Raw genomic sequence first — 12,226 nt, forward strand, 5'->3', positions numbered from 1 at the left:
ATTGACTATTCTGCAAGCTCTTGACGATAAAGCTGAGCAGTTTTAGAATCGAACGCACACATAATAATCTTCATTTGATAGTCGGCGTTCTGTTCCAGCCAATTTTTGACAGCAGCAAAAGCAATGTGAGCTGCCCGTGATGCAGGAAAACCATAAGCTCCCGTAGAAATGGCGGGAAAAGCAATACTGTGTAATCCGCGACTTTTAGCCAAATTTAAAGAATTTAAATAGCAGTTTCTTAGTAACTTATCGTCTTGGTTAGAACCTGAATAAATGGGACCCACAGTATGAATGACATACTTTGCCGGTAACTGATAACCATTAGTAATTTTAGCTTGTCCGGTCTCGCAACCGTGCAATTGACGACATTCAGCTAATAATTTGGGTCCTGCCGCACGGTGAATTGCACCATCAACGCCTAAGCCGCCAAGAAGCGACTTATTTGCGGCATTGACAATTGCACCGATTGTTAATTTGGTAATGTCACCCTGAACGATTTTGAGATTTTCCATGATTTTAGCCTCTTTTTATTCTATTCTAAACCTAAAGCTATTTTTGCCAAAACAAAAATGCGATCACATTGTGGTCGCATTTTATGCATTCAACTTCATTTTCTTTAATGTTTTTCAGTTAAAAGTAAGACTTGGTATGGTTTTCTTGGAAGATGAAATTTGTCTTTGTTAGTAATTTCAGCCGCAAAATCTTGTGTTGTTTCTGTCCAAGCGTTAATTAGTTTGGCAGTATATTTCTTGTTTTCAGGTAAAAAGTCCAAGATAACAAATTCAGACCCATTGTCGCCAAAATAAACCAACCATTTATCTTCTTCAGGGTTTGAACCAACCGCGTAGTCCCAGTGGGGACCGGATGTAGCTTGAGGCTTTACCCAGCTAAAACCGTTATCTTGGAGCAAATCATTTAAGAAATTAATTTTCTTTTGACTTTCTCCGTATAATTTACCTCCATGTGCCCACCAGATCGGTCGGTCAGTATTAGGCTTGTCAATGTAAGTTTCGCCGTGTGTACAACCACCACCACGCAAGATGACCCGCCAGAAGCTGTCCATCATTCCTTGAGCCGTATTATCACCCCAGCCAAATTCAATATTGCCTTCATAGCGGCATTCATCAACCACTACCGGCTTTTGGTATTCAGCAATCCATTTAGGCACCATGAATAAATTATCAGTTTGGATACTTAAGTGCGTGATCCACGGCTTAGTATGATCATACCAATTTTTAATTGTGTCTTTATGCTGAGGGGGATCATAAAAGTTATGGATTGATTCCAAGTGGTTAGACGGATCTTTTTCACAAACATACTGTCCGATTACATCCCAATCTTTTAGCGGAATTTGTCCACACATATCCATTAAATCGTACTCATTGGCTAACGACCACCAAACATTCTTATACGATGCCAAACGGGCAACTATATATTTTACATATTCTAAGTTATTCTTCAGCCCCATACGGGCAAAGCCCCAGCGGTCATAGGGGCTGAATAAAATCAGATCAGCTTCTATTCCCAGCTCATCCAGCTTGTCAATATTATTCTCCAGGTTTTGGAAGTACTGGGGCACTGGACGGGTAAAATCAAAGCCAGTATTGGCACCATCAAAGACCCAATCAGTTCCTCCGCGCTTAACATTAGGCTGACCTGCGAAAGGATAGATTTCAGGTTCATTATTGTTATAGTCATAGCTTTTCGGAAAAACCAGCATTCTAATTTTATTGAAACTATTCTCTTTCAAAGTTTGAATAGTCTGCTTTTGGATATTTGCTGGTTGAACAGTCCAAGCATAAGCTGTAGTGCCAAACGGAATAAAACCTGTGCCGTCCGCATAGGCGAAATGAGTTTTACCGGCAACCCGAACCGGTCCATGATTATTGGCTTCAGCGTTTGTAACTGTAAAATGAACCTCTTTTTTATCAAGAGCAGGTATATTAGAAGCTGTAGTCAAGGTATATTCGCCCACTTGTTCCGGCATATACCTAATCTTGTAAATACCATTGCCATCATAAAAACCGTCAACGGTGACAAAATGATTGTTATGGTTGATCGTTCCAGTCAAGTTGACATCTCTAAACGGATTACCATTTTTTGGTCCATCTAGGGCTAATTCATATCTGTGCCATTTTTCAATTGTCGTCATTTTAAATAACTCCCCTCTTTAAGCTACGCCACATTTCTAGCTTTATTACTGCCTTTACTTCTAAGAATTGCCATTATTACAAAGACAACTGCTATTATGCCTAATATACCTGCACTAATCTTCATTTGATCAACTGCCGTACTTAAGCCTGTTATTTTGCATAAGATCGAAATAACATAAGGAGAAGCAAATGCACCTAAATTATTGCAGACTTGCGCAATTGAAATAATCATATTACTGATTGAGCCGTCAACTTCTCCCAAGATTGTGTCATAAACATAAGGGATAATTAAGTTGGCAATCATCATTAATAGTAAACCGATAAAGAAAATAGCCATATTGCCTGCTTTTGAGCAAACAATAAAGCCAACCGCACCGCAGGCAACTGCTACTGCCGGGGTAAAGTGCTTTAACATCTTAAAGATTTTCGAATATGCCATAGAAATCACTGCGCCAATTAGGCCCGCGATTGCGATTTCTGTAGAAAGTGCACCCTGATTGGCAAGATGATTCTGTTCAATAACTAAAGCCGAAGCTGTAGCTTCAACCATAAAAGCTGAAAAGAATAGAAACAGCATCAAAAAGGCAATATATATTAAACCGGGTATTTTAACGTGCTTTTTTGTTTGCGTATTATTCGCTGCAACACTTTGCCCTTCAACAGTCGTTTCCTGCTCTATTTTTGGTGTGTAACCCATCATAAAGAGAACTAAGAACGGAATTACAATTAAAAAGTACAAGAAGGTTGCTTGCCATTTGATTCCCAAAAGCAAGCCTGAAACAAAGGTCATCGAGCTGTTACCCAGAGTCCCCATAGCTCCTTGAATACCAATTAAAGTCTTCTGTTCTTCACCGCTAAAGCAGTCGCCAATTAAAGAAACGGCAAGAGATGTAAACAGCCCTATACCTGCTCCAACCAGCAAACGGCTAATCACAATAATAGTAAAATTATTAACAAAAAACGGAATAATACCACCAATTACAGCTACAATCATGCCTATGATTACGGTATTTCTTTTACCAAACCACTTAATGACAGCATTGCTGAACAAGATGAACAACATGATTGTGAATGATGGAATAGTAAATAATGCCTGCACCGAAGTCACAGATTCATGGGGAAAAGATTTGGCAATTAGAGGTATCGCCGCCAGGTTAGAACCAGCAACCTGCAAAAAAAGTGAGATCCCCAAAATTCCTACTTTGAGTTTCCAGTTACCCTTATTTTTCTCCCGCAAATTTTCAACGTTCATAATTAAAACTCCTTTCTAAAGTATTAGGTTTGACGTTGATTTACATTTTTATATTATCTTGTAACCGGTTACAAGGCAATAGCAATTTACTTAACTATGACTAAAATAGTATAAATTAATTTATGAGTTATAATAAAAATGTAACCCATTACAGTAATTAAAAAAGGATCAATCATGTCTACTATTAAAGATGTGGCTAAATTAGCCGGAGTTTCTGTAGCTACTGTTTCTCGAATTATTAATGATTCGCCTAACGTCAGCCCTGCTACTAGAAAAAAAGTCGAACGAGTTATCAAAGAAATAAATTATCAGCCTAATCAAGTAGCACGAACTTTATACCAAAAAAAATCGCGGATGATTGGCATCATCATCCCCGACCTAAACAACCGCTTTTATGCCCAAATTATTGACGGCATTCAATCTATTCTCCAAAAAAAAGGCTATTCTGCGCTAATTTCTTTTAGCGCCAATTCAAATAAAAAAAACTATTTGAATTTTATTAACGAGTTCCAAAAAAATAATATTGACGGCATTATCACTGCCGCTTTTGATCTGCCAGCTACTTTAAACTTGGCAACACCTCTTGTAATGTATGATAGCGCTAATATTGATGATAATGTTGCCCGCATAGTTTCAGACAACATCAAAGGTGGCAAAGACTGTATTTCTCTATTGCAAAATCAGGCAACTAGGGTAATGATTCAGCATTGGCCGCTGAGATTGCCAACAGTAAGGGAAAGAGTAGAGTCACTAGTTAACGAGCTAAACAAGCTTAATATTCCCTACATACTTAAAAAGGTTTCCGAAAACGATCCTGAGAAAGCTGCGCAAGAAGTCTTAAAGAAAAGCAATCGTTTTGACGCTGTAATTGCAGTTAATGATATCTATGCTGCGGAAATTATTAAGGAAGCTCAACGGCGTAATCTTAAAATCCCAGCTGATTTTCAACTTATAGGCTATGATAATAACGTGCTATGCGAATATACTACGCCTACAATTTCTACAATTGATCAACAGCCAAAATTGATTGGTCAAACTGCAGCAAGGCGATTATTAGATTTAATCAATGGAAAAAAATCTAGCCAAAATAGTATTATTAACGTCATTCCTATTAAGAGAAATTCAACATATTAAATAAAATAGGAGCTTAAAGTCTAACTTTAAGTTCCTATTCGTTTTTATTAATAATCTATCAACAATTGATTTTATTATTTATTGTAAACTTGCTTCTTAAATGAAGCTACATTATTCTTAGTAATAATCTTGACTGCTACTTTGTCGTTCTTAGGAACCTTCTTATTCTGGTAGTGATCGTAAACCTTTTGGACAGATTCTTGACCTATCTTATTCCATTGCTGACCAACAGTAGCCGTAATTTGACCCTTTTGAATTAAATTCAAGCTGGCAAGAGTACCATCAAAACCAATGATAGTTATTTTCTTGTTAGCTGCTTTAACAGCTCGAGCTGCACCAACTGCTTCTTCGTCGTTTTGGGCAAAAATACCTTTAATATCGCTATGAGCTTGTAAAATGTTTTCGGTAACGGTCAGGGCCTTGGCACGGTCAAACTGAGCGGTCTGCTTAGTCACAATATTTAATTTCTTATCACCAATACTATCAAAACCTTTACCACGTTCACGTGTGGCAGAAGCTCCAGGAATTCCTTGAATTTCAGCAATTTTAGCATTTTCGCCTAATTTTTCAATTAACCAATTAGCAGCTTTTTTACCTCCGGCAATATTGTCAGAAGCAACTGTTGAAACTACTTTACCGGAGTCAGCACTACGGTCAACACAGATTACAGGAATTTTAGCATCATTAGCTTTTTTAACTACTGTAGAAATAGCTGAAGAATCACAAGGGTTGATAATTAAGGCATCTACCTTTTGTGTGATTAAATCTTCAACGTCGTTATTTTGCTTTGAAGTATCATTATTTGCGTCATCGATGATGACTTTTGAACCATGCTTTTTAGCATAGTCACTAATAACATTCTTTAAATTAACAAATGCGGGGTTAGTCAATGTTGAGATAGACACACCAATTTTCAAATCTTTTGGTGCCTTCTTTTCTACTTTAGAAGACGAACCCGAACTGTTGCTTAAGCCTGTGGAACCACAGCCCGCAAGTATTCCCCCTGCTAAAAGCAAGACAGAAGCTGCAGTAGCAATTTTCATCAATCGTTTGGAAAAATTTTTAATATTCATCATTATTTCTCCTCTAAAAATAATTTTATTCCCTGTTCTTTTGTGTTTGGGAATCAATCATAACCGCAATTAAAATTACGACACCTTTAACAATTTGTTGATAGAAACTATTAATCCCGAGTAAATTCATACCATTGCTTAAAGAAGCAATTAACAAAGCACCCACGAGAGTCCCTGCCATTCTTCCTTTACCGCCCATCAGGCTGGCACCACCAATAACAGTGGAAGCAATAGCGTCCATTTCATAAGACATACCTGCATCGGGCTGGGCTGACCCTAATCTTGAAGTTAGTATAAAGCCAGCCAAAGCCGCAAATAAACCAGAAATCGTGTAGATAATAATCAATAATTTCTTAGTTTTAACACCAGCCACAAACGCAGCTTTTTCGTTGCCGCCTAATGCGAAGGTCTTACGACCAAAAGCAGTTTTATGAAGTAGAACGTAGCAAATAATAAATGCAATCAGAGTAATAATTACTGGGAATGGAATACCAAATAAATAGCCTTGCCCTACAAATTGGAAGAAAAAGCTGGTATTCATTTTACCGCCAGTAATAGGATTGCCACCTGTGAAGACATATGTGGCACCGCGCCAAATAGTCATAGTAGCCAAGGTGGCAATAAAGGGGGTAACTTTGCCCCAGGTGATGAATACACCATTGAGAGCCCCCAATAAAGCTCCGATTGCAAGGCCAATTAATGCGGCAAGCCAAGCAGGTGTGCCACCTAAAATCAAGCTGGCACTGATAGCTCCTGTGAAAGCCAAAATAGAACCGACAGATAAATCAATACCGGAAGTAAGAATAACAAATGTCATCCCAAAGGCGATTAGAGCGTTGACCGATGCTTGACGAAGCAAATTTAATAAGTTATTTGGCGCAATAAATTGAGGGTTTAAAACTGTAATAATAATTACTAAAATTATTAAGGCCACGAGCGCCATGTATTTCGTAAAATCAAATTTCTTTTTTGTTGTTTTTGCCTTGTCCATTCTACTTTCCTCCTGTAGCTAATTTCATCACTTGTTCTTGAGTTGCACCTTGGGCATTAATGACGCCCATTTGTTTACCTTCATATAGCACTTCAATACGATCACTCATACTAAGAACTTCAGGCAGGTCACTAGAAATCATTATGATGGCTACGTGTCTGTCGGTTAACTGATTCATCAGTTCATAAATTTCTTTCTTGGCACCTACGTCAACTCCACGAGTTGGTTCATCCAAAATTAAAATCTTGGAGCCGCTGCCAACCCATTTAGCTAAAACAACCTTTTGCTGGTTACCGCCTGACAAGCTGCCGGCCGTTACTTGCGCATTATTAGCCTTTACTGTTAGTCGCTTAATCAGCATGTCAGCAAATTTATCTTCTGCTTTTTTGTCAATAATGCCATGCTTACGGAAAGTATCAATACTTGGCAGGGCAATATTATCTTCTAAAGATTGTTCAGTAATCAGACCCTCATTTTTTCTATCTTCAGTTAAAAAGCCAATGCCCTTTTTAATGGAGACGCTGGGACTGGTTAGTTTTGTTTCCTTGCCTGCGACATAGATTTTACCGGAGCTTAATTTGTCAATTCCAAATAAGGCTCTCATGGTTTCCGTTCTGCCAGCTCCCATCAAGCCGGAAAATCCTAAAATTTCTCCTTCGTGGACTTCAAAACTGATATCGTGAAACTTTTTGCCTGATAAATGTTCAGCTTTTAATGCCACTTCTCCCAAATGCGGGTGGCGGCCAGGATAATAGTCGCCAATGTCACGCCCTACCATGTCGTGAACGATTTGATTTTCGGCAACGTCTTTGGTCTGATAAGTGTTAACTGATAAGCCATCACGCATAACTGTTACCCGGTCACATATTTGCCAGAGTTCTTCCATTCTGTGCGAGATGTAAATAAAGCCGACGCTATTAGACCTTAATTCTCTAATAGTTTTGAATAAAATAGCAGTTTCATTCTCAGTCAGTGCGGCAGTAGGCTCGTCCATAATAATTATTTTGGCGTTAATCATCAGAGACTTAGCTATTTCCACCATTTGCTGCTGACCTACAGTCAAGTCGCCCATTTTACTGTCAACATCAATGTCTGAACCTAAATTCACCAAATACTGCCGGGCTTCTTTTCTCATTTTCTTTTGATCAACTAGGCCCAGCTTAGTTTTAATTTCTTTATTCAAAAACATATTATCGACAACGCTCATTTCGGCAAAGTTGTTCATTTCTTGGTGAATAAAACTGATGCCATGATGTTCCGCGTCTAATGCGCTGGCGTAGGTAGTGTCGTGGTTGTCAACTTTAATTGTGCCTGCGTCTTTTTTTAGTAAGCCAGTTAAAATATTCATTAAAGTAGACTTGCCGGCGCCGTTTTCTCCCATTAACGCATGGACTTCGCCAGAATGAACGTCAAAATCCACGCCCCGTAAAACTTTATTGGTTCCAAAAGATTTTTCAATCCCTTTCATTTCAATTTGCATGAAAAGGCTCACCTCCTAAAAAATCACACCACTTTCGAGAATTACGTTTGAGAAAGGCGTCTCTTCTCCTGTTCGAATAAAAGCTTTTGCCCTGCGTAAATCCTGCTTTAATTCACTGTGAGGAATAAACTCAATTTCAACGTTCGGCAAAATTACTTTAATGTTTTCTAACTGCTGTGGGTTCTGTTTCTTAATTTCCTCAGCAACATAAACTTTTTGCACAGCCAATTCTTTAAGAACTTCTTTTAAAACTTGCGTAAATGAGGGAAGGTTGGTAGAAACTGCCAAATCAATTTTTTCTGTTTCTGGCGGTACGGGCGTACCCGCATCACCAATTCCTAGCCAATCCATATGCCCCATATCAGCCACGACACGAGAGATATTAGAATTTAAAATACCTGTTTTCTTCATATTAATCTTCCTTTCCGTACACCTGCTCAACCTTTTCTCTGGTAGGAATTGAAGGTTGCGCACCCATAACTTCAATGGTGATTGATGAAGCTTTTTGACCATAATCAATCGCTTCAAAAATATTTGAAAAATCTGGTTTTAATATGGATGCCATTGCACCAACGAAAGTATCTCCGGCTCCCGTAGTATCTACTACATGGACTTTGTGTGCAGGAACTAATTGGCTGATGGAACCAATTGAACAGTGTACTCCGCGCGAACCTAAAGTAATTAATGTTACTTTTACTCCCTTTTTCTTAAAATACATATCTGTTTCGTGCATTGCATTTTGGTCTTTGACTTTGATGCCTGTAATAAAGGCACTTTCTGTTTCGTTAGGAGTAATAATGTCCGTTAATTCCAGTAGTTCATCACTAATTTTTGCGGCTGGAGCAGGATTTAAGATAGTTATCACGTCATGTTTTTTAGCAATCTTAAAAGCCTCAAGAGTTGCTTTAATTGGCGTTTCAAACTGCGCAATAATGTACTGAGACTTTGCAATCACATTTTCTGCTTTAACTATCTGCTTATGACTAATTAAACTGTTAGCTCCGGCATAAACCAAAATACTGTTTTGCCCATTCTTATCAAGCAAAATTGTAGCCGCACCTGTTTGCTCGTTTTCTTTAACTTCGACGTTAGCTAAATCAATGTTTTCTTTGCCCATTGTTTCCAGCATAAATTTTCCTGCAGTATCGTTGCCTACTGCGCCGATAAAATGAACAGTAGCACCGCTACGCTGTGCAGCCACTGCTTGATTAGCTCCTTTTCCGCCACCAGCATACGTTTTCTTATTTACTTGGAGCGTTTCACCAGGTAACGGGATATGAGTAATGTGATAAGTAGTATCTAAATTGATACTGCCAAGAACCGAGATATTAATACTCATGTTTTCCCCCTCTCACTAAAAACAAGTATTAAGCTTTATCTGACTTAAGGCTTTAATATACAGAGCCTTACACAAATTTCATTATCCCAGTTAATGCAATCGCTTTCAATAGCAGTTGATAATAAAATTTTATTTTAGTTTTGGTTTAGTTGCCGTTAGAGCACAAAAAAAGCAAGAATATGGGAATATTCTTGCCTTAACAATTACTAACTTTAAAAAGTAATTTTTATTTATCAGTTAAAATTGATTCATAGTCGCCGTACCAATATGCTGCAACTTTATCTTTAATCGGGTCAAAATAATCTGGTTCAACGTTAATGTACTTTCCTGCTTCAGCAAGAATTGGCACAACGTCGGCACGGACGCCAGCCATGTGGTGAATATAAGGCCCATAGACATATTTTGCTTCAAAACGGTTTAGATCCTTAAATTCAAACCAAGCATAAGTTCCTTGTTCATACGGACCCGCACAAGTTTTAGCATTGCCCAGCAGCATAGAATACTTGCCGTGGTCACCGTCAAAACGAACTAAAGTATAAGTGCCGTCTTTAGCCTGAAAAGCAGCAGAACCGGGATAATCAAATACAAAGTGCGATGGTGGCAAAACCGGACGGTTTTTAGCCGTTTGGAAAGCAAATGTACCCAGATGTTGCAACAATTCGCCGTTTTCGTTTTCAGGGTGGCGGCAGTTGACATCAGCAAATAACGCTTTTTCATCCCCAAGCGTAGCAGATTCTGCCAAGACTTCTGAAATTGCCCCGTTAATATCAGTCTCGCAAGTTACCGGCAGTCCTTCTGTTTGGAGCAAAGCCTCAGAAGCATACGGCAAAATTCCGATTTCACGCTGCAGCTCCGTCCAGCATTGAATAGTGCCACAATTGCAGCCATATTGTTTCATTTTATCTTGCATAGCCAATTTCAAGGCAGCGACTTTAGTAAAATCATCTTCCTTAATTTTAATATCTGCCCATTTTCTAAAAGTATCTTTAGTCTCTGAAATGCGCGGATCGTTTTTCTTAATTAAATCATTCATATATGAAGTAAGCTCACCTAAAGGGATTGGTGATAGTTGAATACCAAATTTTTCCAATAATTCGCCTTCATTGACAATAACTGACCAGAAATCAAAGGGACGAGGACCTATCTGCAAAACGCGGGTATTCCTAAAGGTTTTCACAACATTACATACCTTCACAAAATCAATTACTCCGCGGCTGAATGACGGATCAGCAATATCGCTGTTTCTAATATAGGTAAAAGGAACATTAAAGTGACGCAGAACTTTACCAATAGCAAATAGACCACATTGCGTATCGCGCCTCCTTGAACCGTCGGGAGCCGGTGCCTCGTCTTTTGGCCCCCACAAAAGAACAGGTACGTTGAATTTAGCTGCCAGACGTGCAACTTCATACTCGGTACCAAAATTTTCGTTTGCAATAAACAAACCATCAATAGCCGCCGCTTTAAATTTTTGGGTTATTTTTTCGAGTCCGTCATCATCATAAAAAAGTCCATCATCATTAACTTCTTTAATATCAACGTAGTTAATTCCCAATTCATCTAATTTTTTACGGGTTTTATCTGCAAATTCAATCGCTGCTGTTGCTGAGAAAATATTTCTTCTAGTTGGTACAAAGCCAATTTTTATTTTTTGTAAACTTTTATTATTAACCATTAAAAAAAGAGCCTCCTAATTTTTTATATTTGTATTCGCTTCCAAAGCAAAATATAAACTAAACTAGAAGACCATTCAATACTGTTTTTACTTAATTAGACTAAACTATTTTTATAATGATTCCCTCTTAACCAATTTGGTTGAGATAAAGCACTTTTGGGGCAGCCAATTGTGGTCAGCAGCTTTGTTTTGTAATTGATTAATTGCTTGGCTGACAATCTGCGTTATCGGGACGTGAATCGTTGTTAATTCCGGCGTAACCATCGTGTCTTCAAAAATATCATCAAAGCCCATGATTGCTATATCTTGGGGCACTCTAATTTTTTCTTTGGTAAATTCTTTGACCAATCGCAGGGCCATATAATCATTTTCACAAAAAAGTACTTCAGGAAAAACTTTGCTCAAATGGATAAATTGCGGCAAGGCTCCTCTAAGTTCAGTAGGATTTAAGCTAAAAATAAATTCCGGCGGAATTTCAATGTTTTTCTCTTTTAGGGCCTGGGTAAAGCCTGCCCGTCTTTGCGCAAAATTGGGAATACTATGGTTAGAAGCAACATAGCCTATTTTCCGATAGCCTTTAGCCAAAATATATTTACCTGCTAAATATGCCCCCTGAAAATTATCAATTGAGATAAAATCGGCATTTACATCTTTAAAATACGTATCAATAAAGATCACATTTTTTAGTTTTTGATTTATTAACTTAACTTGCTTTTTATTCAGATCAGTTGCCAGTACAATTGAAGCCTTAGACTGCAGCAATGCTGTATTTTCATTCAGATTATCTTGCAAGTGATTGATATCCAGTTGCACAATTTGGACTTGTCCGCCAAAACCGCCAATATTTTGCGTTAAGTTAGATATTAAGGTGTCAAAAAAGGGCAGGCTGGCATAGCTCCGATTCATCATTCCAGCTCGATCGCGAATAATAATTAGACTGATACTGGCCAATTTGCGAACCCCGCCTTTTTTATGTTTGCGTAGCGGCTCATAACCTTGATCTTTAATAACCTTAAAAATCTTTTTTCTGGTTTTTTCACTTACGCCCGGCTTGCCATTTAGAGCAAAAGAAACAGCGGCTTTAGAAACGCCCGCTATCTTTGCAATATCACTCATTTTTAGGTTCAAA

Annotated in this window: 11 protein-coding genes; 1 reads left to right on the plus strand and 10 read right to left on the minus strand. The window is 38.2% G+C overall.

Annotation, left to right across the window (positions count from 1 at the left end; translation table 11 throughout):
• Positions 1-5: 5 nt before the first annotated feature.
• The 3 genes from JF73_RS07980 to JF73_RS07990 all read right to left on the minus strand — a co-directional run bounded on the left by JF73_RS07980 (position 6) and on the right by JF73_RS07990 (position 3,405).
• The gene (locus tag JF73_RS07980) at positions 6-512 is read right to left on the minus strand and encodes an O-acetyl-ADP-ribose deacetylase (protein WP_046327740.1); all 507 of its coding nucleotides are present in this window, start codon (positions 510-512) and stop codon (positions 6-8) included.
• 104 nt (positions 513-616) lie between these two features.
• Positions 617-2,152 carry a DUF5060 domain-containing protein gene (locus JF73_RS07985; protein WP_046327741.1) on the minus strand — a complete coding sequence of 512 codons (1,536 nt, stop codon included), beginning with the start codon at positions 2,150-2,152 and terminating at the stop codon, positions 617-619.
• A gap of 23 nt (positions 2,153-2,175) precedes the next feature.
• On the minus strand, positions 2,176-3,405 hold the full coding sequence (locus tag JF73_RS07990) for an MFS transporter (protein ID WP_046327742.1): 1,230 nt from the start codon (positions 3,403-3,405) through the stop codon (positions 2,176-2,178).
• Between the two features lie 174 nt (positions 3,406-3,579).
• Here JF73_RS07990 and JF73_RS07995 point away from each other — a divergent pair, with 174 nt between their 5' ends.
• Positions 3,580-4,539: a LacI family DNA-binding transcriptional regulator gene (locus tag JF73_RS07995; protein ID WP_046327743.1), complete on the plus strand. Its 960-nt coding sequence runs from the start codon at positions 3,580-3,582 to the stop codon at positions 4,537-4,539.
• A gap of 74 nt (positions 4,540-4,613) precedes the next feature.
• Here the strand turns inward: JF73_RS07995 and JF73_RS08000 are convergent, their stop codons facing one another.
• From JF73_RS08000 to JF73_RS08030, 7 genes are all read right to left on the minus strand, one after another.
• Positions 4,614-5,606 (minus strand): ABC transporter substrate binding protein, encoded by a 993-nt coding sequence (locus JF73_RS08000; protein WP_370448321.1) that lies wholly within the window; start codon positions 5,604-5,606, stop codon positions 4,614-4,616.
• A gap of 31 nt (positions 5,607-5,637) precedes the next feature.
• The gene (locus JF73_RS08005) at positions 5,638-6,603 is read right to left on the minus strand and encodes an ABC transporter permease (RefSeq protein WP_038524535.1); all 966 of its coding nucleotides are present in this window, start codon (positions 6,601-6,603) and stop codon (positions 5,638-5,640) included.
• A 1-nt stretch (position 6,604) separates the two neighbouring features.
• Positions 6,605-8,083: a sugar ABC transporter ATP-binding protein gene (locus tag JF73_RS08010; RefSeq protein WP_046327744.1), complete on the minus strand. Its 1,479-nt coding sequence runs from the start codon at positions 8,081-8,083 to the stop codon at positions 6,605-6,607.
• Positions 8,084-8,098: 15 nt separating this feature from the next.
• The gene (rbsD, locus tag JF73_RS08015) at positions 8,099-8,494 is read right to left on the minus strand and encodes a D-ribose pyranase (protein ID WP_046327745.1); all 396 of its coding nucleotides are present in this window, start codon (positions 8,492-8,494) and stop codon (positions 8,099-8,101) included.
• 1 nt (position 8,495) lies between these two features.
• Positions 8,496-9,422 carry a ribokinase gene (gene rbsK / locus JF73_RS08020; protein WP_046327746.1) on the minus strand — a complete coding sequence of 309 codons (927 nt, stop codon included), beginning with the start codon at positions 9,420-9,422 and terminating at the stop codon, positions 8,496-8,498.
• A gap of 226 nt (positions 9,423-9,648) precedes the next feature.
• Positions 9,649-11,097, minus strand: a complete 1,449-nt coding sequence (locus JF73_RS08025; RefSeq protein ID WP_046327747.1) for an L-fucose/L-arabinose isomerase family protein — start codon at positions 11,095-11,097, stop codon at positions 9,649-9,651.
• 111 nt (positions 11,098-11,208) lie between these two features.
• Positions 11,209-12,225: a LacI family DNA-binding transcriptional regulator gene (locus tag JF73_RS08030; protein ID WP_038524550.1), complete on the minus strand. Its 1,017-nt coding sequence runs from the start codon at positions 12,223-12,225 to the stop codon at positions 11,209-11,211.
• Between the last annotated feature and the right edge of the window lies 1 nt (position 12,226).

Source organism: Lactobacillus helsingborgensis, assembly GCF_000970855.1.
GTDB lineage: Bacteria > Bacillota > Bacilli > Lactobacillales > Lactobacillaceae > Lactobacillus > Lactobacillus helsingborgensis.

What these genes read in the sequence shown, in the direction of transcription:
- rbsK (WP_046327746.1), bottom strand. Translation starts at nt 9,422, where the DNA reads ATGAGTATTAATATCTCGGTTCTTGGCAGTATCAATTTAGATACTACT.
- JF73_RS07985 (WP_046327741.1), bottom strand. Translation starts at nt 2,152, where the DNA reads ATGACGACAATTGAAAAATGGCACAGATATGAATTAGCCCTAGATGGA.
- JF73_RS08005 (WP_038524535.1), bottom strand. Translation starts at nt 6,603, where the DNA reads ATGGACAAGGCAAAAACAACAAAAAAGAAATTTGATTTTACGAAATAC.
- JF73_RS07980 (WP_046327740.1), bottom strand. Translation starts at nt 512, where the DNA reads ATGGAAAATCTCAAAATCGTTCAGGGTGACATTACCAAATTAACAATC.
- rbsD (WP_046327745.1), bottom strand. Translation starts at nt 8,494, where the DNA reads ATGAAGAAAACAGGTATTTTAAATTCTAATATCTCTCGTGTCGTGGCT.
- JF73_RS07990 (WP_046327742.1), bottom strand. Translation starts at nt 3,405, where the DNA reads ATGAACGTTGAAAATTTGCGGGAGAAAAATAAGGGTAACTGGAAACTC.
- JF73_RS08010 (WP_046327744.1), bottom strand. Translation starts at nt 8,083, where the DNA reads ATGCAAATTGAAATGAAAGGGATTGAAAAATCTTTTGGAACCAATAAA.
- JF73_RS08025 (WP_046327747.1), bottom strand. Translation starts at nt 11,097, where the DNA reads ATGGTTAATAATAAAAGTTTACAAAAAATAAAAATTGGCTTTGTACCA.
- JF73_RS07995 (WP_046327743.1), top strand. Translation starts at nt 3,580, where the DNA reads ATGTCTACTATTAAAGATGTGGCTAAATTAGCCGGAGTTTCTGTAGCT.